This is a genomic window from Nonomuraea sp. NPDC049714, from assembly GCF_044465295.1.
Lineage (GTDB): Bacteria > Actinomycetota > Actinomycetes > Streptosporangiales > Streptosporangiaceae > Nonomuraea.
In genome coordinates this window covers 279,527-301,122 of record NZ_JBITLM010000012.1, presented here as the reverse complement: position 1 = coordinate 301,122, position 21,596 = coordinate 279,527, and the positions used below count along the sequence as shown (strand labels likewise).

Sequence of the window (21,596 nt, the reverse complement as noted above, 5' to 3'; positions counted from 1 at the left end):
CCCCGCGACAGGGAGGCGGCGCCGGCCTCTCCCTCATCGCGGTGGGACAGTCTCATCAAGGGACCAGGTTCTTGCTGACGCTCTCGATCAGCTCGTTCCAGGACGCCTCGAACTTCTGTACGCCCTCGTCCTCCAGCACCCGGACCACGTCGTCGTAGTCCACGCCGGCCTCCTTCAGCTCGGCCATGGTGTTCCAGGCCTGCTCGTAGAAGGGGCGGATGGTGTCGCCGGTGACGTTGCCGTGGTCGGCGGCGGCGTCGAGCGTCTTCTCCGGCATCGTGTTGACGGTGCCGGGGGCGACGAGGTCGTCGACGTACATCGTGTCGGAGTAGTCGGGGTTCTTCACGCCGGTGGAGGCCCACAGCGGCCGCTGCGTACGGGCTCCGGCGGCGCGCAGGCGCTGCCAGCGCTCGGAGTTCATGACCTCCTCGTAGGCGGCGTAGGCCAGGCGCGCGTTGGCGACGCCCGCCTTGCCCTTCAGCGCGTCCTGGCCGCCGATCTTGTCGAGGCGCTTGTCGATCTCGGAGTCGACGCGGCTGACGAAGAACGACGCGACCGACTCGATCGTGGCCAGGTTGAGGCCCTTGGCCTGCGCGGCCTCCAGTCCGGCCAGCCAGGCGTCCATGACCGCGCGGTAGCGGGCCAGCGAGAAGATCAGCGTGACGTTGACGCTGATGCCCTCACCGATCGCCTGCGTGATCGCGGTCAGGCCCTCCACGGTCGCCGGGATCTTGATGAACAGGTTGGGCCGGTCGACCAGCCACCAGAGGGCGCGGGCCTCGGCGATCGTCTTGTCGGCGTCACGGGCCAGGCGCGGGTCGACCTCGATCGACACCCGCCCGTCGACGCCGGAGGTGGCGTCGTAGACGGGACGCAGCACGTCGGCGGCCCAGCGGATGTCGTAGGTGGTGATGGCCCGCACGGCCTCGCCCACGTCGACGCCGCGAACGGCCAGGTCGTGCATCTGGGTGTTGTAGGCGTCGCCCTTGCTGAGCGCGCCGGCGAAGATGGTCGGGTTGGACGTCACACCGACCACGTTCTTGTCGCGGATCAGCTCTTCCAGGTTGCCGGTGCGCAGCCGCTCACGGCTGATGTCGTCGAGCCAGATGGACACGCCCTGGCCGGACAGCTTGTTCAAAATCTCGCTCATCTTCTCAGTTTCCCGTCGTCTCGCCCTTGTCCTGACCCAGCTTGGCCAGGCTCGCCCTGGCTGCCGCGGCCACCCGCTCCGCCGTCAGCCCGAACTGCTCGTACAGAGTCTTGTACGGCGCGGAGGCGCCGAAGTGCTCGAGGCTGACGACTTCGCCGCACTCACCGACGAACTCGTGCCAGCCGAGTGCGATGCCCGCCTCGACCGCCACCCGAGCCCGGATCGACGGCGGCAGAACGGTCTGCCTGTACGCGGAATCCTGCCCCTTGAACCACTCGACACACGGCATGGACACCACTCGTGTCGGAATGCCCTGCGACTCCAGCAGCTCGCTGCCCTCGACGGCGATCTGCACCTCGCTGCCGGTGGCGATGAGGATCACCCGCGGCTGGCCGCCTGCGGCCTCGCGCAGGATGTAACCGCCGTGGGCCACGCCCTCGGCGCTGGTGCCGTCGTACACCGGCAGGTTCTGCCGGGACAGGGCGAGCGCGGCGGGGCGGTCGTTGTGCTCCAGCACCGCCTTCCAGGCGGCGGCGGTCTCGTTGGCGTCGGCGGGGCGCACCACGTCGAGACCGGGGATGGCGCGCAGCGCCCACAGGTGCTCGATCGGCTGGTGCGTGGGGCCGTCCTCGCCCAGGCCGATGGAGTCGTGCGTCCACACGTAGGTGACCGGCAGCTTCATCAGCGCGGCGAGCCGTACGGAAGGCCGCATGTAGTCGGAGAAGACCAGGAAGGTGCCGCCGTACGGGCGGGTGCCGCCGTGCAGCGCGATGCCGTTGAGGATGGCGCCCATGGCGTGCTCGCGGATGCCGAAGTGGAGCGTGCGGCCGTAGCGGTTGCCGGGGAAGTCCTTGGTCTGGTGCTCCTCCGGGATGAAGGACGGCTCGCCCTTCATCGTGGTGTTGTTGGACCCGGCCAGGTCGGCCGAGCCGCCCCACAGCTCCGGCAGCACCGGCGCGAGCGCGCTCAGCACCTCGCCGGAGGCGCTGCGGGTGGCCATCGAGGCGCCGATCTCGAACGACGGCAGCGCGCGCGCCCAGCCGGCGGGCAGCTCCCGGCGGGAGATGCGGTCGTACTCGGCCGCCCGCTCCGGGTTGGCCTCACGCCAGCTCGCGTACCCCTGCTTCCACGCCGTGTGCGCGTCGCGGCCGCGGGTGGCCACCTGGTGGGCGTGCTCGAGCACCTCGTCCGGCACGTCGAAGGACTTGGCCGGGTCCATGCCGAGGACCCGCTTGGTGGCGGCCACCTCGTCGGCGCCGAGCGCCGAGCCGTGGATCTTGCCGGTGTTCTGCTTGTTGGGCGCGGGCCAGCCGATGACCGTCCGCAGCCGGATGAAGGACGGCCTGCCGGTCTCGGCCTTGGCCTCCTCCAGCGCCGCGTTCAGGGCGGCCACGTCCTCGGCGTACTTGCCGGAATCGGTCCAGTCGACGCTCGCGGTGTGCCAGCCGTAGGCCTCGTAGCGCTTGAGGACGTCCTCCGACAGGGCGATCTGCGTGTCGTCCTCGATGGAGATCTTGTTGTCGTCGTAGATGACGACGAGGTTGCCCAGCTGCTGGTGGCCGGCCAGGGAGCTGGCCTCGTGGCTGATGCCCTCCTCGATGTCGCCGTCGCTGACGACGCACCAGATGTGGTGGTCGAAGGGGGAGGTGCCGGGCTCGGCCTCCGGGTCGAACAGGCCGCGCTCGCGGCGGGCCGCCATCGCCATGCCCACGGCGTTGCCGAGGCCCTGGCCGAGCGGGCCGGTGGTGGTCTCCACCCCCGCGGTGTGGCCGTGCTCCGGGTGGCCCGGCGTCAGGCTGTCCCACTGGCGCAGGCGGCGCAGGTCCTCCAGCGTGAGTCCGTAGCCGGACAGGAACAGCTGGATGTAGAGCGTCAGGCTGGTGTGCCCCGCGGACAGGACGAAACGGTCGCGGCCGAGCCAGTTGGGGTCGGTCGGATCGTGCCGCATCGTGCGCTGGAAGAGCAGGTAGGCGGCGGGGGCCAGGCTCATGGCGGTGCCGGGATGTCCCGAACCCGCCTTCTCCACTGCGTCCATCGCCAGGGCTCGAACGACATCGACGGCCTGCTTGTCGAGGTCGGTCCATTCGAGGGCTGGCACGAGTTCGGTGCTCAAGTGCTCGGTCTCCGGAATCTACTTGTCATTAGTGGTGGTGCCGGTTGGCATATCCCGCCCACATCGGACCCTAACCGAGTGGGGATGGCGATCGATTCCCTTTCTGTCGTGGTGTCCGTAGATGGCGCGCGCCCCCCATTGGCCGGACCGGCCCACCCTGCGACTACAGTTTGGTTGTTCGCAGGGAGCCACGGCACCCGTTCACGAATCCGCTCTAATCTGAGGTTACGCGTTGACTCCGCACGTGCTGGAAGCGCCTTGACGGTGCTGACGAACAGGCAGACGACGGCCCCCGCCCTCGAGGCCGAGGCGCCGCGAACGATCGGCCCCCGCTCTGTCGGCGCGGTCGTGAAGGCCTACATCGCGCTGACCAAGCCGCGGATCATCGAGTTGCTGCTGATCACGACTCTGCCGGTGATGTTCCTGGCGGCCGGTGGCCTGCCGCCGCTGTGGACGGCCGTGTCGGTGATGGTGTTCGGCACCCTGTCGGCGGGCAGCGCCAACGTCCTCAACTGCTACGTCGACCGCGACATCGACCAGATGATGCGCCGCACCAGGCGGCGCCCGCTGGCCAGGCACCAGGTGTCGCCACGGGGCGCGCTGGTCTTCGGGATCGTGCTGGGCGTGCTGTCCACCGTCGGGCTCTGGCTGACCACCAACTGGCTCGCGGCCGTGTTGTCGACCGGCGCCATCCTGTTCTACGTGCTGGTCTACTCGATGATCCTCAAGCGGCGCACCGCCCAGAACATCGTGTGGGGCGGCATCGCGGGCTGCATGCCGGTGCTGATCGGCTGGGCGGGCATCACCGAGCGGCTCGACTGGGCGCCGCTGGTGCTCTTCGGCGTGGTGTTCTTCTGGACGCCGCCGCACACCTGGACGCTGGCCATGCGCTACAAGGAGGACTACGCGGCGGCCAAGGTGCCGATGCTGCCCGTGGTGGCCACCGAGCGCCGGGTGATCCAGGAGTCGATCGTCTACACCTGGGCCACGGTGGCGTGCTCGCTGGCACTGTGGCCGGTGGCGGGCACGACGCTGTTCTACCCGGCGGTGGCCGGCGTCCTCGGCGTGATGTGCCTGTGGGAGGTGCACCGCCTGATGGCCCGCCTCAACTCCGGCAGGACCGGGGTGGACCTGCGTCCGATGCGCTTCTTCCACTGGTCCAACGCCTACCTCGCGCTGCTCTTCCTCGCCGTCGCGATCGACCCTCTGCTGGCCTGAGCCCGCCGCGCCGTTGCGGCGGGCCTCTTTCCGGCCGTAATATGCACATATGAACAGCTCTTCAGGTGTTGTGGCGGGTTTGGACGCGTGTGTCACGCCGGAGCCGGATGCCGCGCGTGTAGCCGCCACCCGCGACCGGCTGGTCACGCCGGAGGAGGCCACCCGGCTGGCCGAGCTGTTCCGGCTGCTCGGCGACCCGACGCGGGCCCGGCTGCTCTACGCACTGCTGGAGGCGGGCGAGCTGTGCGTGTGCGACCTGGCCGACGTCGTCGAGGTCACCGACACGGCCGTCTCCCACGCGCTGCGCCTGCTGCGCACGGCGGGCATCGTGGCCAGCCGCCGCGCGGGCCGCATGATCTACTACCGGCTGGCCGACGGGCACGTCCGGATGCTGCTGGACCTGAGCCGCGAGCACCTGAGAGAGGTGACCTGATGGGCGCCGGGCACGGGCACGGCCACTCCGCCACGGCCGACAAGCGTTACCTGGTCGGCGCGCTCGCCCTCATCGCCGGCTTCATGGTGATCGAGGTGGTCGCCGGTCTCGTCGCCAACTCGATCGCGCTGATCTCCGACGCGGCCCACATGCTGACCGACGCCACCGCCATCGCGCTGGCCCTGCTCGCCATGCGCATCGCCGCCAGGCCGGCGCGGGGCGCGTACACCTTCGGCTTCAAGCGCGCCGAGATCCTGTCCGCCCAGATCAACGGCGTGACACTGCTCCTGCTGGTGGCGTACTTCGTCTACGAGAGCGTGCACAGGCTCGTGGACCCGCCCGAGGTGTCGGGGCCCCTCGTGGTCGTCACGGCGCTCGCCGGCATCGCGATCAACGCGCTGGCCGCCTGGCTGCTGTCCAGGGCCGACCGGCGCAGCCTCAACGTCGAGGGCGCCTTCCAGCACGTGCTCAACGACATGTACGCCTTCATCGCCACCGCCGTCTCCGGCATGGTGGTCTGGCTGACCGGGTTCCGGCAGGCCGACGCGATCGCCGCGCTGGTGGTCGCCGCGCTCATGCTGAAGGCCGGCTGGGGGCTGCTGCGCGACTCGGCGCGAGTCCTGCTGCAGGCCGCGCCGAGCGACCTCGACCCGGACGAGATCGGCCGGCTGCTGGCCGCCGACGAGGACGTGGTGGAGGTGCACGACCTGCACGTCTGGACGGTGACGAGCGGCTATCCGACGTTGTCGGCGCACATCATCGCGGCGCGCGGGTCCGACTGCCACAGCCTGCGCGTGCGCCTGGCGAGCCTGCTGCATGACCGCTTCGACATCGGGCACACCACCTTGCAGGTCGACCACGGCGCCGCCGAGACCGGCGAGCACTGCGAAGATCCCCACGGACCCCGGCATCTCGGGAGGACGGCGCGTGAGCATTAGATAACCCCAAGCTGTATATTATTCGGGTGGCTGTGACTCTGCGGTCCAACGGCAGCGTCGTCTTCCGATGCGCCTTCCTCGTCGTGTGGTGCACGAAATATCGCAGGCAGGTGCTCGGCGACAAGGTCGGAGGACGCCTCACGGAGCTCATCCACGAGGTCGTGGCGGACAAGGAGGCCTGGCTGGTGGAGTCGGAGGTGACGGCCGACCACGTGCGCCTGGTGGTGGAGGTGGACCCGCAGTATGGCGTGCACCGGCTGGTCAAGGCCGTGAAGGGCCGCTCCTCCCACGCGCTGCGCGAGGAGTTCCCGCACCTGCGCAGCCGGCTGCCGACGCTGTGGACCAACTCCTACCTCGTCGCCACCGTCGGGGGCGCTCAGGACGAGATGGTCGAGCACTACCTCGAGCAGCAGCAGGGCCGTTGAATGCCGCCGCCCTGGACGGCGCGCCCGCTCAGCCGGGACCATGAGGTCGTGCGGGACCCGCGAGCATCCGGGCCGACGATCCGGCGGCCGGCCGCCGGGGCGCCGTGAACGCGTCCCCGCCCTTCGGGCACGAAGGGCCCACCAGGACGTCCCGGGATCCGCGCTGGGTGCTGAAGGACCGCCCCTCGTCGGGGCTGATCACCGGCCTGGTCCTCACCGGGCTCTGCGCACTGGCCTCGTTCTCCTTCGACGTGCTCAACGGCGAGCCGGTGCAGTTCTTCATCGCGCTCGGCCTGGCGCTGGCCCCCGTCCCGCTGCTGCTGGCGGCCGTGCTCGCGCTGGACCGCATGGAGCCCGAGCCGCGCAGCAACCTGGTCTTCGCCTTCGCCTGGGGAGCCGGCGTCGCCGTGCTCGTGGCCGGCCTGGTCAACTCGCTGAACCTGCACTACATCATGGACACCGTCCAGCTCTCCGAGGCCAGCGCCCGCAACATCGCCGCCACCTTCGGCGCCCCGGTGGTCGAGGAGACGATGAAGGGCCTGGTGCTGCTCGGGCTGTTCAAGTTCCGCAGGACCGAGCTCGACGGGCTGACCGACGGCATCATCTACGCCAGCATGGTCGGCCTCGGCTTCGCCATGAGCGAGAACGTCAGCTACTACCTGGCCGCGCTCAACTCGGAGCAGGGCGGGGTCGGCCTGGCGGTCACCGTGGTGCTGCGCGGCATCCTGTCGCCGTTCGCCCATCCGCTGTTCACCTCGATGATCGGGGTGGCGGTGGCCTTCGCCGCCCAGCGTCCGGGGCCCGAGCGGGTCTTCTCCATCCTGGCCGGCTGGTCCGGCGCCATGATCCTGCACGGCCTGTGGAACGGCCTGGTCTCCTACGGCGGCTTCACCGGCCTGGTGATCGCCTACGTGGTGCTCATGGTGGTGCTCGTGGTGCTGATCACGGTGGTGTTCCGGGACCGGCGCCGCATCGTCGCGCTCATCCAGCGCTACCTGCCGCCGTACGAGCCGACCAAGCTGGTCGGCAAGGACGACATCACCATGCTGTCGGCGCTGCCCCGGCGCAGGCGGGCCCGGCAGTGGGCGAAGATGTACGGCGGCCGGCGGGGGCTGCGCGCGATGAACGACTACCAGCTGGCCGCGACCGAGCTGGGCCTGCTGCACGAGCGCGCGGCACGGCGCATGGTGGACGAGCAGACCTTCCACGAGGAGCAGCGGGCGCTGCTGGAGTGCATGAGCACCGCCCGGGCCGACTTTCCCTCGTCACCGGCGGGCAAGCCGCCGCCCTACGCCCCCGGCTGAGCCGCCCCCGGCTGAGCCGGACCCGCCCCGGCCAGCCCCCGAGAGGGGCGGACAATTGCCGGCAAAAGGGCGCCGCTCAGCGGTGGGGGAGTGGCCGACTTTTCAGCCCATACTGTGGCATTTGGCCTCAGGCTCCGGCGGTCGCCCCGGCGGGGGAGTGGGCGGCGGCCTCGCTCAGCGGGCCCCGCGTGCGCAGCGCGGTGACGGCCCGCAGGGCGCCGATCCAGACCAGGGTGGAGCCGACCACGTGCAGCCCCACCAGGAAGGCGGGCACGCCCAGGAAGTACTGCGTGTAGCCGATGACGCCCTGCGCGAGCTCGATCACCAGCAGCGCCAGCGCCGCCCGCCGGGCCGGCCGGGGCGAGTCGGTGACGTGCAGGGCGAACAGCAGCGCGAAGGTCAGCCCGACGACCACGTAGGCGAGGTCGGCGTGCAGCCGGGCCACGGTCTCGATGTCGAAGTCGTAGCGCGAGGCCATCACGTCGCCCGAATGCGGGCCGGTGCCGGTCACCACCACCCCGGCGACCAGCAGGGCGAACACCGCCGCCAGCAGCACCTGGCCGAGCCGCCAGGTGGCGGGGTGGACCACCCGGCGCACGGGCGCGTCACCCTCACCGGCGCGGGCGTACAGGGCCCAGCAGGCGGCGATCAGGCCGATGGAGATCAGGAAGTGCATGCTCACCGTGAACGGGTTGAGCATCGTGTTGACCACCAGACCGCCCCACAGCGCCTGGGCGGCGATGCCCACGGGCTGCAGCCAGGCGAGCCGCACCAGCGACGCGCGCCGGGGAGTCATCCTCATCGCCGACAGCACGCAGGCGATTCCCACCACGAGCACCAGGAAGGTGACCATCCGGTTGCCGAACTCGATGGCCATGTTGATCGGCGAGATCTCCGGATGCGCGACCGGCAGCAGGCTGTCGGGGGTGCAGTTGGGCCAGGTGGGGCAGCCGAGCCCGGACTCGGTGACGCGCACCACCGCGCCGCTGACCGTGATGCCGGCGTTGACCACCACGGAGGCCAGCGCCCAGCCTCGCATCGTCCTCGTGGTCGGCAGCCAGAAGGACAACAGCCGGCGCATCAGAGGGTGGTGATGGTCCGTGGGTAGCTTCACGTCATCGATGGTAGAGGCCGGGTGGGCCGGTCCCGTCACCGCCTTTTCCCGTAGGTCGATATGTGACATATTACTCCTGGGAGGTGGTCGATGTCCGACGTGATCGTCGTCGGCGCCGGAGTGGTCGGCGCGGCCTGCGCCTACTACTGCGCCCGCGCGGGACTCGACGTGACGGTCGTGGACCGGGGGCCGGTGGCAGGCGGTACGACCGGCGCGGGAGAGGGCAACGTGCTCGTCTCCGACAAGGAACCGGGCCCCGAGCTCGACCTGGCCCTGCTGTCCAACCGGCTGTGGCGCGAGCTCGACCGGTCGGTCGGCGGCTTCGAGTTCGAGGCCAAGGGCGGGCTCGTCGTCGCCGAGACGGACCATGTCCGGCGGCGGCTCACCGAGCTGGCCGCCGAGCAGGACGTCCAGCACGAGACCGTGCCCGCGCACGCCCTGCGCGACCTGGAGCCGCACCTGGCCGACGACCTGGCCGGCGGCGTCCTCTACCCCCAGGACGCCCAGGTACAGCCCATGCTGGCCGCCGCCCGTCTCCTCCAGAACGGCGCCGGAAAGCACAGAGTCCGGGAAGGGGGCGCGCTTCACCTGCGTCTCGGTGTCACCGTCACCGGCTTCGTCCGCTCCGGCGAGCGTGTCGTCGGCGTCCGCACCGACCACGGCGACCTCCACGGCGGCGCGGTCGTCAACGCCGCCGGCACCTGGGGCGGGCGGATCGCCGCGCTCGCCGGGGTGGACCTGCCCGTCCAGCCCAGGCGCGGCTTCATCCTGGTCACCGAACCGCTCGGCGAGCCGCTGATCCGGCACAAGGTCTACACCGCCGCCTACGTCACCAACGTCGCCAGCGACTCGGCCGACCTGGAGACCTCGGCGGTGATCGAGGGCACCCCGGCGGGCACCGTGCTGATCGGCGCCAGCCGCGAACGCGTCGGCTTCGACCGCACCACCTCGCCGCCGGTGCTCGCCCGGCTGGCGGCGCAGGCCGTGGCACTGTTCCCGGCCCTGCGCGACGTACGCGTCATCAGGTCCTACTGCGGGTTCCGCCCGTACTGCCCCGACCACCTGCCGGTGATCGGCCCCGACCCCCGCGCGCCCGGCCTCTACCACGCGTGCGGGCACGAAGGCGCGGGCATCGGCCTGGCGCCCGCCACCGGCCACCTGCTCGCCCAGCTCCTCCAGGGCCACCGGCCGGACCTGGACCCGCACCCGTTCCGCCCCGACCGCTTCCAGGCCGAGGAGTCCCGTTGACCGAACCCTTCGAGATCACGATCGACGGCCGCCCGGTCCCCGTGACCCCCGGCCAGACGATCGGCGCCGCCCTGCACGCGGCGGGCCGCCGCTCCTGGCGCACGACCCGGTTCGGCGGTCGCCCGCGCGGGCTGTTCTGCGGCATCGGCGTCTGCTTCGACTGCCTCATCACGGTGAACGGCCGGCCCCCCGAACGCGCCTGCCTCCTGGCGGCCCGCCCAGGGGACGAGGTGACGACATGACCCCCACCCGGCCTCCGTCCGTGACCGGTGACCTCCTGACCCCAGGGTGGAGCGAGGCCTGGGACCTGGTGGTGGTCGGTGGTGGGCCCGCGGGGGTGGCGGGGGCCTTGACGGCGGCTCTTCGTGGGCTGCGGGTCGCGTTGGTCGACTCCGGGATGCGGCTCGGCGGCCAGTATTTCCGCCATCGCGCCGCGCCGCCGCACTCCTCCACCCAGGGTTTCGGCCGTTTCCTGCGGCAGGTTCGCGCTCTGGAGGGGCGGGCCGACGTGCTGAACGAGCATCAGGTGTGGAGCGTGACCAGGCGAGCGGACGGTCGGTTCACCGTCCACTGTGTGACGCGGGACGACGCCGGACGGGAGCGTCCGGTGTCCCTCAGGTGTCACCGGTTGCTGATCGCCACCGGCGCGCATGACCGGCCGCTGCCCTTCCCCGGCTGGGACCTGCCCGGCGTGCTCACCGCAGGCGGCGCGCAGGCGCTGCTCAAGGAGCACGGCGTCATAGCCGGTCGGCGGGTCGTCGTCGCCGGGACCGGGCCCTTCCTGCTGCCCGTCGCCGTGGGCCTGGCCGACGCCGGGGCGCGGGTGACGGGCGTCTACGAGGCGGGCGGAGGTCTGGGGCTGGCCAGGCGTTCTCTGCAAGCGCTGGCCAAGGTGGGTGAGGCGGCCGGTTACGGGCTCGGCCTGGCCAGGCACCGAGTGCCGTACCGGACGAGACGGGCGGTGATCGCCGCGCACGGCGAGCACGAGCTGGAGGCCGTCACCGTGGCCCGCCTCGACCGGGACTGGCGCGTGCTCGGCACCCGCCGGGTTGCCTGCGACACCCTGGCCACCGGCTACGGGTTCATCCCGCAGATCGAGCTCGGCGTCCAGCTCGGCTGCGACACCCGCCACGACGCCGACGGCAGCCCGATCCTGGCGGTGGACCACGGCCAGCGCACCAGCGTCCGGGGCGTCTGGGCGGCGGGTGAGCCCACCGGCGTGGGCGGCCGGCACCTGGCAGAGATCGAAGGCCGCATCGCCGGCCTCGCCATCGCCGCCGACGCCCCTTCTGGCGTCGGCGGCCCCGCGCCGGGCCCCGCCGGGGCTTCCGGGCCGGGTGGAGCGGCCCTCGGCGGGCTGCTCAGGCGGAGACGGCGGTCGCGGGGCTTCGCCGTGGCGCTGCTGGAGGCCTATCCGGTCAGGGCCGGTTGGCAGGGCTGGCTGCGTGACGACACGCTGGTGTGCAGGTGTGAGGAGGTGCCGCTGGCTCGCGTACGGGAGGCGCAGGAGCTCGGCGCCACCGATGCCCGCTCGATCAAGCTGCTGGCCAGGGCCGGCATGGGCTGGTGTCAGGGCCGCGTCTGCGGTTACGCCGTCGCCTGCCTGGCGGGCGAGCCGCCGGCGCCGCCCAGAAGGCCCGTGGCCCAGCCCATCTCCTTGGCCGCCCTCGCCGCGCTCGACGAGGACGGTGCTCGAATGGAATCAGACACGATGGAGGACTCGGCATGACCGATCGCAGCAAGCCCTGGCACGGAGTCATGGTCGCCACCGCGCTGCCCCTGCGCGACGATCTGACGGTGGACTACGACGGTTACGCCGACCACTGCCGCTGGCTGGTGGACAACGGGTGTGACGGCGTGGTGCCCAACGGCTCGCTGGGCGAGTACCAGACGCTCACCGCCGACGAGCGGGCCCGGGTGATCCGGACCGCCGTCGAGGCGGTGGGCGGGGACCGGGTGATGGCGGGCGCGGGAGCCTACGGCGCGGCCGAGTCGCGGCGCTGGGCCGAGCAGGCGGCCGAGGCGGGCTGCGGCTCGGTGCTGCTGCTGCCGCCGAACACCTTCCGGGCCGACGAGCGCGCGGTGTTCGGCCACTACCGCGAGGTGGCCGAGGCGGGCGTCCCGGTGGTCGCCTACAACAACCCGTACGACACCAAGGTGGACCTCGTCCCGGCCCTGCTGGCCAGGCTGCACGAGGAGGGCCTGATCGTGGCGGTCAAGGAGTTCACCGGCGATCCCCGCCGCGCCTACGAGCTCGCCGAGCTGGCCCCGGACCTCGACCTGCTGATCGGCTCCGACGACGTGCTGCTGGAGCTGGCGCTGGCCGGGGCGGTGGGCTGGGTCGCGGGATACCCGAACGCGCTGCCCGTCGCGAGCGTCGCCCTCTATCGGGCGGCGCTCGCCGGGGACCTCGACACCGCGCTGCCCCTGTACCGGGCGCTGCATCCGCTGCTGCGCTGGGACTCCAAGACGGAGTTCGTCCAGGCCATCAAGCTGTCCATGGACCTGGCCGGCCGCCACGGCGGGCCGTGCAGGCAGCCGCGGCAGCCGCTGACGGACGAGCAGGCGGCGGTGGTCAGGTCCGCCACGGAGAAGGCGCTCGCGGAAGGGCTGCGATGAGGACCAAGCGCGTCTTCCACGCCGTCGACTCGCACACCGAGGGCATGCCCACGCGCGTCATCACCGGCGGCGTGGGCGTGATCCCCGGGGCGAGCATGGCCGAGCGCCGCGTGCACTTCCGCGACCACCTGGACCACATCCGCAGGCTGCTGATGTACGAGCCGCGCGGCCACGCCGCCATGAGCGGCGCCATCCTCCAGCCGCCCACCAGGCCGGACGCCGACTGGGGGGTGCTGTTCATCGAGGTGTCGGGCCTGTTGCCGATGTGCGGCCACGGCACCATCGGCGTGGCCACCGTGCTGGTGGAGACGGGCATGGTGGAGGTGGTCGAGCCGGTCACCACCGTGCGGCTGGAGGTGCCGGCCGGGCTGGTGGTCGTGGACGTGGCCGTACAGGACGGCATGGCCACGTCGGTGACGCTGCGCAACGTGCCCTCCTACGCCGACCGGCTGGACGCCCGCGTCACCGTGCCGGGCTACGGGGAGATCGGCTACGACCTGGCCTACGGCGGCAACTTCTACGCCATCGTCGACCTGGACGCCTACGGGCTGCCGTTCGACCGCAAGGCCAAGAACGAGATCCTCGCCGCGGGCCTGGCCACCATGCGGGCGATCAACGCCGCCGACGAGCCGGTGCACCCGGAGGACGACCGCATCCACGGCTGTCACCATGTCTACTTCGCCGCCCCCGGCTCCGACGCCCACCACTCGCGGCACGCGATGGCCATCCACCCGGGCTGGTTCGACCGCTCGCCGTGCGGCACCGGCACCAGCGCCCGGATGGCGCAGCTGCACGCCAGGGGCGAGCTGCCGCTGGGCCGTGACTTCGTCAACGAGTCCTTCATCGGCACCCGCTTCGTCGGCAGGCTCCTGGAGGAGACGGCCGTGGGGGACAGGCGGGCGGTGGTGCCCTCGATCACCGGCCGCGCCTGGGTCACCGGCACCGCCCAGTACTTCCTGGACCCCCGCGACCCGTTCCCCGAAGGGTTCGAGCTGTGACCGTCACCACCGTCGACTACCACACCGCCGGCGAGCCGTTCAGGATCGTGACCGGCGGCGTCCCCGAGATCCCCGGTGCCACCGTGCTCGACCGCCGCGTCAACGCCGCGCGGACGGACGGCGCCGAACACGTGCGGCGGCTGCTGTGCCACGAGCCGCGCGGCCACGCCGACATGTACGGCTGCTTCCTCGTCCCGCCGGACGACCCCGGCGCCCACCTCGGCGTGCTGTTCTGGCACAAGGACGGCTACTCCACCGCCTGCGGCCACGGCACGATCGCGCTCGGCGTGCACGCCGTCCGGGAGGGGCTGGTCAAGGCCGATCCCGACGGGGAGACCGACGTGGTCGTGGACGTGCCGTCCGGCCGCGTCACCGCCCGCGTGCGCAGCGAGGGCGGCCGCGTCACGGCCGTGACCTTCGTCAACGTCCCCTCGTACGTCATCGCGCGCGACGTCCCGGCGGCCGGGGTGACGGTCGACGTCGCCTACGGCGGAGCCATCTACGCCTGCGTGCCCGCCAAGGCGCTCGGCCTGGCGGTCGAGCCGGCGCGGCTGGGCGAGCTCATCGCCCACGGCCGCCGGATCAAGGCCGCCCTGGCCGGCCATCCCGCCTCCCGGCACCCCACGGACGACCGGCTGTCCGGCGTCTACGGCGTCATCTTCTACGACGAGCTCGACGGCGGCCCCGGCCACGCCCGCCAGCGCAACGTCACGGTGTTCGCCGACGGCGAGGTGGACCGCTCGCCGTGCGGCTCCGGCACCGCCGCCAGGCTCGCCCTGCTGCACGACGAGGGACTGCGCGGCACGCTGGTGCACGAGAGCATCGTCGGCACGGAGTTCCGCGCCCGCGTCACGGGTGTCGTCGCGGGCGGGGTCGTGCCGGAGATCGAGGGCATGGCCTACCGCACCGGCAGGCACGCCTTCGAGCTCGATCCGGACGACCCGATCCGCACCGGGTTCACCCTGCGATGACCGGGCTGCCCTACCTCGACGCCGCCACCGTCGCCCGGCTCGTGCCCGTGGCGGACGCCGTACGGATCCTGGAGGACGCGCTGAAGGCCGGGCTCGATCCCGAGCGGACGCCGCAGCGGCCGGTGGTCGAGCTGCCGGCGGGGCAGCTCCTGCTCATGCCCGCCGCGGCCGGACGCTACGCCGGGGTGAAGGCGGCCACCGTCGCGCCCGCCAACCCCGGACGCGGGCTGCCCCGCATCCAGGGCACCTACCTGCTGCTCGACGGCGACACCCTCACCCCGCTCGCCGTCATGGACGGCATCGCGCTGACGTCCCTGCGCACCCCCGCCGTCTCCGCCCTCGCCGTCCGCCACCTGGCTGGGCCGGACGCCCGCGAGCTGGTGGTGTTCGGGTCAGGCCCGCAGGCGTGGGGGCACGTCCTCGCCCTCCGCGAGGTCCGGCCGCTGACCGGCGTCACGATCGTCGGGCGCGACCGAGCCCGCGCCGAGGCACTCGCCGCCCGCTGCCGCACGCCGGGACTGCGAACCAGGGCCCTGTACGGCGAGCAGGGGCAGGAGGTCGCCGAGGCGGTGGCCGCGGCCGATCTCATCGCCTGCTGCACCACCGCCAGGCAGCCGTTGTTCCCCGGTGAGCTGGTCCGTGACGGCGTCACCGTCGTCGCGGTCGGCTCGCACGAACCCGAGGCGAGGGAGCTCGACGGCGGCCTCGTGGCCCGCGCCACCCTGGTCGTCGAGGCCCGGGCGGCGGCCCTGGCCGAGGCGGGGGACGTGATCCAGCCGATCCGTCACGGTACGATCACCACTCACCATCTCGCCGGAAACCTCGCGGATCTCGTCGCGGGCCGGGTGACGGTCGGCGACGGTCCGCGGGTGTTCAAGGGGACCGGCATGGCGTGGGAGGACCTGGTGGTCGCGGCCGCCGCGTACGAAGCGTGGTCACGGACGACATAGGGAAGGGATGGGTGGATGGCTGCCGAATACCGGCTCGACCTGCCGATGGTGGGGGAGCGGCAGAGTCTGCGCGAACAGGTCGCGCACGCGCTCAGGGCCGCGCTGATCACCGGGGAGATGCGCTCGGGAGTGGTGTATTCGGCGCCCGTGCTGGCCGCGCAGTTCGGCGTCTCGGCCACGCCGGTGCGCGAGGCCATGCTCGACCTGGCCAAGGAGGGCCTGGTCGAGGCCGTGCGGAACAAGGGCTTCCGGGTGACCGAGTTGTCCGACCGCGACCTGGACGAGCTCACCGAGATCCGCAGGCTCATCGAGGTGCCCACCGTGGCCCGTCTCGCCGACGCCGGCCGCGCGGCCGACTTCGAGCGGCTCAGGCCCGTCGCCGAGGAGATCGTCGCCGCCGCCGAGGCCGGTGACCTGCTCGCCTACGTAGCCGCCGACCTGCGCTTCCACCTGGAGCTGCTCAGTCTGTCGGGCAACGCCCACCTGGTGGAGGTCGTCAGGGACCTGCGCACCAGGGCCCGGCTCTACGGCCTGTCGCAGCTGTCACAGCGCGGCATGCTGGCCGACTCGGCCAGGGAGCACCTGGCGCTGCTCGACGCGCTCAAGGGCGGCGACGAAGGCGCGGCCGGGCTCATCATGGGCGGGCACATCGAGCATGTCCGGGGCATCTGGGCGAGCGACTCCTAGCCACCCCCTACTTCTGGCTCCCGCGCATCCGGGTGGAGCCGAGGCTGGCGGCCACGATGCAGATGATGGCCGCCCACTGCTGCGCGTGCAGCATCTCGCTCAGCACCAGCACGCCGATCAGCGCGGCCACCGCGGGCTCCACGCTCATCAGGATGCCGAACACGTGCTTGGGCATCCGGCGCAGCGCCTGCAGCTCCAGGGAGTAGGGGATCACCGAGGACAGCAGCCCCACGCCCAGGCCGATCAGCAGCAGCTCCGGCTGCAGCAGGTCGGCGCCGCCGGTGGTGACGCCCACGGGCGCGATCACCACGGCCGACACGATCATCGCGAACGACAGCCCGGTGGTGCCGGGGAAACGGCCGCCGGCCGCCGCCGAGAGCAGGATGTAGGCCGCCCAGCAGGCTCCGGCCACCATCGCGAAGCCGATGCCGATCCAGCTGACCGTCTGGGAGTCCCCCCACGGCGCGAGCAGCAGCACGCCTGCGCCGGCCAGCCCCACCCACAGCAGGTCCAGCCTGCGCCGTGAGGCCGCCACGGCCACGCCGAGCGGGCCCAGGAACTCGATGGCCACCGCGATGCCCAGCGGCAGCCGCGCCAGCGCCTCGTAGAAGGTCAGGTTCATCAGCGCGAGCGTCACGCCGAAGCCGAGCCCGACCGCCCAGTCTCGCCGCGACAGGCCGCGCAGCCTGGGCCTGGCCACCGCCCCCATGATGACCGCGCCCATGACGATGCGCAGGAACACCACCGCGCTCGGCGGCAGCGCCGCGAACAGCTCCTTCGCGAAGCCCGCGCCCAGCTGCACCGAGACGATCGCCAGCAGCACCAGCCCGGACGGCGGGATGGAGTCGGCGGCCGTGCGCAGCAGGTGGCCGGGCCGGGGCAGGCCGGGTCCGCGCTCCAGCGGGTCGTCGAGGGCGAAGGCGGTCACGAGGTCTCCTTTGAACAGGTTCGCCAGGTGAGCGTACCGACCCCCTCCGACATTCCCGCAGGGAGGGATGGTGATAATGAGCGGATCACCCGACACATCTGGCATAGGACCCATGACCCCCTCCGCCTCGCCGGTCACCCTCGCCAAGCCACCCATCGCGCTCTCCTCGGCCTGTTTCGTCAGCAGCTTCGACCGCTTCGCCGTGACGCCCATGCTGGTGCTCATCGCGGTGGACCTGAACGTCTCGCTCGCCACCGCGGTCGCCGTGGCGAGCGGCTACTTCCTCGCCTACGGCCTGTCGCAGCCCCTGTGGGGCGTGCTGTCGGACCGGTTCGGACGGCTGCGGGTGATGCGGACGGCCCTGGTGGGCGCGGCGCTGACCGGTCTGGCCTCGGCCCTGATGCCGGAGCTCGGCACGCTGGTCGTGGCCAGGATCGTGGCCGGCGCCTGCTTCGGGGCGGTGATCCCCACCTCGCTCACCTACGTCGGCGACACGGTCGCGGTCGCGGTCCGCCAGCGCGCCCTGTCCGACCTGATGGGCGTGATGGCGCTGGCCACCGCCACGGCCACCGGGATCGGCGGCCTGCTCGGCGACCTGACGGGCTGGCGGGTGGTCTTCACCGTGCCCGCCCTCTGCGCGCTGGTGTGCGCCCTGGCGCTGCGCGGCGTGCCGGAGCCGCCGCGCGCCCGGATCGGCGGCCTCGGCAGGCACGTCGGCACGGTGCTGCGCAGGCCGTGGGCGCTGCTGGTGTTCGCGCTGGCCTTCGTCGAGGGGGCCGTGCTGCTCGGCACGATGGCGTTCCTGGCGACCGCGCTGCAGCACCAGGGGATCTCCACCGCTGTGGCGGGCCTCGGCACCGCCACCTACGGGATCGGCGTGTGGCTGTTCTCCCGGCTGGTCATGCGGCTGTCGCGGGGCTGGCCGGTCTGGCTGCTGATCACCGCCGGCGGCGCGCAGATGTGCGCCGGCTACGCCATCGTCGCCGCCCAGGTGAGCGTGGCCACGGTGACGGTCAGCGCGCTGGTGCTCGGCGGCGGCTGGTCGTTCATGCACTCCTCGCTGCAGACCTGGGCCACCTCGGTCGTCCCGCAGGCCCGGGGGACGACGGTGGCCTTCTTCGCCGCCTCGCTCTTCGTGGGCGGCGCCGCCTCGTCGTGGGCGGCCGGGCCGCTGGCCGAGGACGGGTCGTACCCGCTGCTGTTCGGACTGGCGGCGGCGGTCGCCGTCCCGCTGACCGTGGTGGCGGCGCTCAGCAGGCGCCGCTACGGCTTACTCCCAGCGAAAGGTTCACTCCCAGCGGAAGGTGCGAGCGGCCAGCCCCAGTGACGCCACCGCCCACACGGCCAGTACCGCCACCGCGCTCAGCGGCAGCGCCGCGCCGCCGGTGAGCACCGCGCGCAGGCCTCCGGTCAGCGCCGAGATGGGCAGCAGCTCCAGGACCGGCCGCACCGAGTCCGGGAACTTCGACAGCGGGAAGACCACCCCGCCGGCCGCCAGCAGCAACAGATAGACGAGGTTGGCGGCGGCCAGCGTCGCCTCGGCCCGCAGCAGCCCGGCCATGAGCAGGCCCAGCCCGCTGAACGCCGCCGTGCCGAGCAGGATGAGCAGCACCGCGGCCGCCGCCGAGCCCTGCGGCCGCCAGCCGAGCGCCAGCGCCACCAGGAGGAGCACCGCCACCTGGACGGCCTCCACCGCGATGACGGCGAGGGTCTTGGCCAGCATCAGCCCGGCCCTGGACAGCGGGGTCGCGCCGAGCCGCTTGAGCACGCCGTAACGCCGCTCGAAGCCCGTCGCGATGGCCTGCCCGGTGAAGGCGGTCGACATGACGGCCAGCGCCAGCACGCCGGGGGTCAGGAAGCCGACCCGGCTGCCGCCGCCGACGTCGATCAGCGGCGCCACCGAGAAGCCGACCAGCAACAGCACCGGGATGATCAGCGTGAGCAGCAGCTGCTCGCCGTTGCGCATCATGGCCCGGACCTCGGCGCCCGTCTGCGCCAGCACCATCCGGGACAGCGGCGCCGCGCCCGGGGCGGGGGTGAAGTCCAGCGCGGAGGTCATCGCAGCTCCCTGCCCGTCAGCTCCAGGAACACGTCTTCGAGTGTGCGGCGCTCGATGCTCAGGTCGTCGGCCATGACGCCCTCGGCCGCGCACCACGCCGTCGCGGTGGCCAGCAACTCGGGCCCCACCTGGCCCTCGATGATGTAGTGGCCGGCGGGTGACTCCTTGGCCGCGCTCCCGGCGGGCAGCGCGTTGAGCAGCTCCTCCAGCGCCAGCCCCGGCCGGGCGCGGAAGCGGAGCTGCCGCTCGGCCCCGGTCAGCGAGGCGGGGCTGCCCTCGGCGACCACCCGGCCGCGATCGATGATCACCACCTGGTCGGCCAGCCGCTCGGCCTCGTCCATGTGGTGGGTGGTCAGCACCACCGAGACGCCGGCGCTCCTCAGCTCGCCGACGAGCTCCCAGCAGGCGTGCCTGGCCTGCGGGTCCAGGCCCGCCGTCGGCTCGTCGAGAAAGACCAGCTCAGGCCTGCCGACCACGGCCGCGGCCAGCGAGAGGCGCTGCTGCTGGCCGCCCGACAACCTGCGGTACGGAGTGCGTACGTGATCGGCGAGCCCGAGCCGCGTCAGCAGCGTGTCCGCGTCCAGCGGGTGGGCGTAGAAGCGGGCGACGAGGCGCAGCCACTCGCCGCAGCGCATCGCGGGCGGCACGCCGCCGGACTGCAGCATGACGCCCACCCGGGGACGCAGCGCGGGGGCGTCAGGGGGCAGCCCCAGCACCCGCACGGTGCCGGCGTCGGCCCTGCGGAACCCCTCGCAGATCTCCACCGTGGACGTCTTGCCCGCGCCGTTGGGGCCGAGGACGGCCGTGACCGCGCCTCGTCCGGCGCGCAGGGTGAGGCCGTCGATCGCGGTGGCGCTGCCGTAGCGCTTGACCAGCTCGACGATCTCAACGGCTGGCTCAACCGCTGGCTCGACCGCCGGCTCGACGGCTGGGGATTCCATGGCCACGAGTCTAGGGACAGGCCGCGCCGGTCCGGGCCGCAGGTCAGCGCGGAAGGAAATATCCCGGTAAGTAGGATTTGGCGGTCTAAGTGGGAATTTGGTGCACTGAATGCTGGTTTGTTCCCTCGGCCCTCATGGGTCACACACGCCTATGAGGGAGAGGGGTACCGCATGTCCGTGGCACAAGCCACGCAACCGGTCGTCAAGGAGGACCGCCGAGGTCTTCTGCTCCTCATCTTAGGAGCGCTGTCGGCGATCGGGCCGCTGTCCATCGACATGTACCTGCCCGCGCTGCCCGCCATCAGCGGCGAGATGCTCAGCGGACCCGCCCAGGTCCAGCTCACCCTCACCGCCTGTCTCATCGGCGTCTCCGTCGGCCAGGTGGTCGCCGGGCCGGTGAGCGACGTGCGCGGCAGGAGGATGCCGCTCATCGTGGGCGTGGCGGGCTTCACCGTCTCCTCGCTGCTGTGCGCGTTCGCGCCCTCGGTGTCCGTGCTCATCGTGCTGCGCCTGCTGCAGGGCGTGCTGGGCGGCGCGGCGCTGGTCATCGTCCGCGCCGTGGTCCGCGACCTGTACGACGGCGCCGCCATCGCCCGTATCTTCGCCACTCTCATGCTGGTCAGCGGTCTGGCGCCGATCCTGGCCCCGATCGCCGGGGCCCAGCTGCTGGCGTTCACCTCCTGGCGCGGCGTGTTCGTCGCCCTCAGCCTGATGGGCCTGGTCCTGCTGCTGGCCGTGCTCTTCGGCGTCCGCGAGACGCTGCCCGCGAGCGAGCGGGCGGGCGGCGGGCTCGGGCAGACCCTGCGCACGTTCTGGCACCTGCTGCGCGACCGCTCCTTCATGGGGTACGCGGTCACCGCCGGGTTGTCCTTCGCCGCGATGTTCGCCTACATCTCCGGCTCGCCGTTCGTGCTGCAGGAGGTGTACGAGGCCACGCCTCAGCAGTTCTCGCTCATCTTCGGAATCAACGCCCTCGGCCTGACCGTGATGGCCCAGGTCGGCGGCCGGCTGTCGGGCCGGGTCCCGCCGGTCAGGCTGGTCGTCATCGGGTTGTTCGTCTCGCTGGCCGGTGGCGGGTTGATGGTGGCCGGCGCCGCGACGGGGCTCGGGCTGCCCGCGATCATCGCGGGGCTGTTCGTCATCATGTGCGGCCAGGGCCTGGTCCTGCCGGGCACCGGGGCGCTGTCCCTGGCGGAGCAGCCCCCGCAGATCGCCGGCTCGGCCTCGGCGCTGCTCGGCGTGATGCAGTTCGCGCTGGGCGCCGGCGCGGCCCCGCTGGTCGGCGTCGTGGGGTCGGACTCGGCGCTGCCGATGGCCGCCTTCATGCTCGTCCTCATCGCCTGCTCGATCCTGAGTTTCATGGTGCTGGGACGGCGGAGGAAAAGTTAGGTAAGGCTACCCTGCGTGAGAAATTGCATTAAGCCGGTGACCGGATCCGTTTGAGAACGGGGAAGGAATTACGGCACACTGATGTTGTCAAAACAGGAAGCGAACCCGATC

At 72.1% G+C, this 21,596-nt stretch carries 21 protein-coding genes; 15 read left to right on the top strand and 6 right to left on the bottom strand.

Annotation, left to right across the window (positions count from 1 at the left end; all coding sequences use genetic code 11):
- Positions 1–55 precede the first annotated feature (55 nt).
- On the bottom strand, positions 56–1,150 hold the full coding sequence (tal, locus tag ACIBQX_RS38325; protein WP_397013402.1) for a transaldolase: 1,095 nt from the start codon (positions 1,148–1,150) through the stop codon (positions 56–58).
- A gap of 4 nt (positions 1,151–1,154) precedes the next feature.
- On the bottom strand, positions 1,155–3,263 hold the full coding sequence (gene tkt / locus ACIBQX_RS38320; protein ID WP_397013401.1) for a transketolase: 2,109 nt from the start codon (positions 3,261–3,263) through the stop codon (positions 1,155–1,157).
- Between the two features lie 258 nt (positions 3,264–3,521).
- Between tkt and ACIBQX_RS38315 the strand changes: the two genes are divergently transcribed.
- From ACIBQX_RS38315 to ACIBQX_RS38295, 5 genes are all read left to right on the top strand, one after another.
- Positions 3,522–4,481 carry a heme o synthase gene (locus ACIBQX_RS38315; protein ID WP_397013399.1) on the top strand — a complete coding sequence of 320 codons (960 nt, stop codon included), beginning with the start codon at positions 3,522–3,524 and terminating at the stop codon, positions 4,479–4,481.
- A gap of 49 nt (positions 4,482–4,530) precedes the next feature.
- Positions 4,531–4,914 (top strand): ArsR/SmtB family transcription factor, encoded by a 384-nt coding sequence (locus ACIBQX_RS38310; RefSeq protein WP_397013398.1) that lies wholly within the window; start codon positions 4,531–4,533, stop codon positions 4,912–4,914.
- Positions 4,914–5,852: a cation diffusion facilitator family transporter gene (locus tag ACIBQX_RS38305; RefSeq protein WP_397013397.1), complete on the top strand. Its 939-nt coding sequence runs from the start codon at positions 4,914–4,916 to the stop codon at positions 5,850–5,852. The genes ACIBQX_RS38310 and ACIBQX_RS38305 overlap by 1 nt, the downstream gene beginning before the upstream one ends.
- A 26-nt stretch (positions 5,853–5,878) precedes the next feature.
- Entirely contained in the window at positions 5,879–6,277 is a 399-nt protein-coding gene (tnpA, locus tag ACIBQX_RS38300; protein ID WP_397013395.1) for an IS200/IS605 family transposase, read from the top strand.
- A 104-nt stretch (positions 6,278–6,381) separates the two neighbouring features.
- Entirely contained in the window at positions 6,382–7,581 is a 1,200-nt protein-coding gene (locus tag ACIBQX_RS38295; RefSeq protein WP_397013394.1) for a PrsW family intramembrane metalloprotease, read from the top strand.
- A 127-nt stretch (positions 7,582–7,708) separates the two neighbouring features.
- Here the strand turns inward: ACIBQX_RS38295 and ACIBQX_RS38290 are convergent, their stop codons facing one another.
- Complete coding sequence (locus tag ACIBQX_RS38290) at positions 7,709–8,695, bottom strand: heme A synthase (RefSeq protein ID WP_397013393.1); 987 nt, start codon at positions 8,693–8,695, stop codon at positions 7,709–7,711.
- 90 nt (positions 8,696–8,785) lie between these two features.
- Between ACIBQX_RS38290 and ACIBQX_RS38285 the strand changes: the two genes are divergently transcribed.
- Genes ACIBQX_RS38285 through ACIBQX_RS38250 form a run of 8 tightly spaced genes read left to right on the top strand, consistent with a single transcriptional unit; the run spans position 8,786 to position 16,168 of the window.
- Positions 8,786–9,943, top strand: a complete 1,158-nt coding sequence (locus tag ACIBQX_RS38285; protein WP_397013391.1) for an NAD(P)/FAD-dependent oxidoreductase — start codon at positions 8,786–8,788, stop codon at positions 9,941–9,943.
- Positions 9,940–10,185, top strand: a complete 246-nt coding sequence (locus ACIBQX_RS38280) for a (2Fe-2S)-binding protein (RefSeq protein ID WP_397013389.1) — start codon at positions 9,940–9,942, stop codon at positions 10,183–10,185. The genes ACIBQX_RS38285 and ACIBQX_RS38280 overlap by 4 nt, the downstream gene beginning before the upstream one ends.
- Positions 10,182–11,672, top strand: coding sequence for an FAD-dependent oxidoreductase (locus ACIBQX_RS38275; protein WP_397013387.1), 1,491 nt, complete (start codon positions 10,182–10,184; stop codon positions 11,670–11,672). Before ACIBQX_RS38280 ends, ACIBQX_RS38275 begins: the two co-directional genes overlap by 4 nt.
- Positions 11,669–12,562, top strand: coding sequence for a dihydrodipicolinate synthase family protein (locus ACIBQX_RS38270; protein ID WP_397013386.1), 894 nt, complete (start codon positions 11,669–11,671; stop codon positions 12,560–12,562). The genes ACIBQX_RS38275 and ACIBQX_RS38270 overlap by 4 nt, the downstream gene beginning before the upstream one ends.
- A complete protein-coding gene (locus ACIBQX_RS38265; protein WP_397013384.1) occupies positions 12,559–13,560 on the top strand; it encodes a proline racemase family protein in 1,002 nt (333 codons plus the stop codon). The genes ACIBQX_RS38270 and ACIBQX_RS38265 overlap by 4 nt, the downstream gene beginning before the upstream one ends.
- Positions 13,557–14,531: a proline racemase family protein gene (locus ACIBQX_RS38260; RefSeq protein ID WP_397013383.1), complete on the top strand. Its 975-nt coding sequence runs from the start codon at positions 13,557–13,559 to the stop codon at positions 14,529–14,531. Before ACIBQX_RS38265 ends, ACIBQX_RS38260 begins: the two co-directional genes overlap by 4 nt.
- Entirely contained in the window at positions 14,528–15,481 is a 954-nt protein-coding gene (locus ACIBQX_RS38255; protein WP_397013381.1) for an ornithine cyclodeaminase family protein, read from the top strand. Before ACIBQX_RS38260 ends, ACIBQX_RS38255 begins: the two co-directional genes overlap by 4 nt.
- Positions 15,482–15,496: 15 nt before the next feature.
- The gene (locus ACIBQX_RS38250; RefSeq protein ID WP_397013379.1) at positions 15,497–16,168 is read left to right on the top strand and encodes a GntR family transcriptional regulator; all 672 of its coding nucleotides are present in this window, start codon (positions 15,497–15,499) and stop codon (positions 16,166–16,168) included.
- A gap of 7 nt (positions 16,169–16,175) precedes the next feature.
- On the opposite strand, the gene ACIBQX_RS38245 is transcribed toward ACIBQX_RS38250, so the two are convergent.
- Positions 16,176–17,096 carry an EamA family transporter gene (locus ACIBQX_RS38245; protein ID WP_397013377.1) on the bottom strand — a complete coding sequence of 307 codons (921 nt, stop codon included), beginning with the start codon at positions 17,094–17,096 and terminating at the stop codon, positions 16,176–16,178.
- Positions 17,097–17,208: 112 nt separating this feature from the next.
- Between ACIBQX_RS38245 and ACIBQX_RS38240 the strand changes: the two genes are divergently transcribed.
- Complete coding sequence (locus ACIBQX_RS38240; protein ID WP_397013375.1) at positions 17,209–18,423, top strand: MFS transporter; 1,215 nt, start codon at positions 17,209–17,211, stop codon at positions 18,421–18,423.
- Here the strand turns inward: ACIBQX_RS38240 and ACIBQX_RS38235 are convergent.
- Together ACIBQX_RS38235 and ACIBQX_RS38230 are read right to left on the bottom strand one after the other, a co-directional pair.
- Positions 18,385–19,155: an ABC transporter permease gene (locus ACIBQX_RS38235; protein ID WP_397013373.1), complete on the bottom strand. Its 771-nt coding sequence runs from the start codon at positions 19,153–19,155 to the stop codon at positions 18,385–18,387. The two genes, ACIBQX_RS38240 and ACIBQX_RS38235, sit on opposite strands and share 39 nt — an antisense overlap.
- Complete coding sequence (locus ACIBQX_RS38230; protein ID WP_397013371.1) at positions 19,152–20,096, bottom strand: ABC transporter ATP-binding protein; 945 nt, start codon at positions 20,094–20,096, stop codon at positions 19,152–19,154. The genes ACIBQX_RS38235 and ACIBQX_RS38230 overlap by 4 nt, the downstream gene beginning before the upstream one ends.
- 171 nt (positions 20,097–20,267) lie before the next feature.
- On the opposite strand from ACIBQX_RS38230, the gene ACIBQX_RS38225 reads away from it, so the two are divergent.
- Positions 20,268–21,485 carry a multidrug effflux MFS transporter gene (locus ACIBQX_RS38225; RefSeq protein ID WP_397013369.1) on the top strand — a complete coding sequence of 406 codons (1,218 nt, stop codon included), beginning with the start codon at positions 20,268–20,270 and terminating at the stop codon, positions 21,483–21,485.
- Positions 21,486–21,596 lie beyond the last annotated feature (111 nt).

Coding starts and splice junctions, on each gene's coding strand:
- tal (WP_397013402.1), bottom strand. CDS start 1,150: ATGAGCGAGATTTTGAACAAGCTGTCCGGCCAGGGCGTGTCCATCTGG.
- ACIBQX_RS38240 (WP_397013375.1), top strand. CDS start 17,209: ATGACCCCCTCCGCCTCGCCGGTCACCCTCGCCAAGCCACCCATCGCG.
- ACIBQX_RS38305 (WP_397013397.1), top strand. CDS start 4,914: ATGGGCGCCGGGCACGGGCACGGCCACTCCGCCACGGCCGACAAGCGT.
- ACIBQX_RS38265 (WP_397013384.1), top strand. CDS start 12,559: ATGAGGACCAAGCGCGTCTTCCACGCCGTCGACTCGCACACCGAGGGC.
- ACIBQX_RS38230 (WP_397013371.1), bottom strand. CDS start 20,096: ATGGAATCCCCAGCCGTCGAGCCGGCGGTCGAGCCAGCGGTTGAGCCA.
- ACIBQX_RS38250 (WP_397013379.1), top strand. CDS start 15,497: ATGGCTGCCGAATACCGGCTCGACCTGCCGATGGTGGGGGAGCGGCAG.
- ACIBQX_RS38275 (WP_397013387.1), top strand. CDS start 10,182: ATGACCCCCACCCGGCCTCCGTCCGTGACCGGTGACCTCCTGACCCCA.
- ACIBQX_RS38235 (WP_397013373.1), bottom strand. CDS start 19,155: ATGACCTCCGCGCTGGACTTCACCCCCGCCCCGGGCGCGGCGCCGCTG.
- ACIBQX_RS38285 (WP_397013391.1), top strand. CDS start 8,786: ATGTCCGACGTGATCGTCGTCGGCGCCGGAGTGGTCGGCGCGGCCTGC.
- ACIBQX_RS38270 (WP_397013386.1), top strand. CDS start 11,669: ATGACCGATCGCAGCAAGCCCTGGCACGGAGTCATGGTCGCCACCGCG.
- ACIBQX_RS38310 (WP_397013398.1), top strand. CDS start 4,531: ATGAACAGCTCTTCAGGTGTTGTGGCGGGTTTGGACGCGTGTGTCACG.
- ACIBQX_RS38255 (WP_397013381.1), top strand. CDS start 14,528: ATGACCGGGCTGCCCTACCTCGACGCCGCCACCGTCGCCCGGCTCGTG.
- ACIBQX_RS38225 (WP_397013369.1), top strand. CDS start 20,268: ATGTCCGTGGCACAAGCCACGCAACCGGTCGTCAAGGAGGACCGCCGA.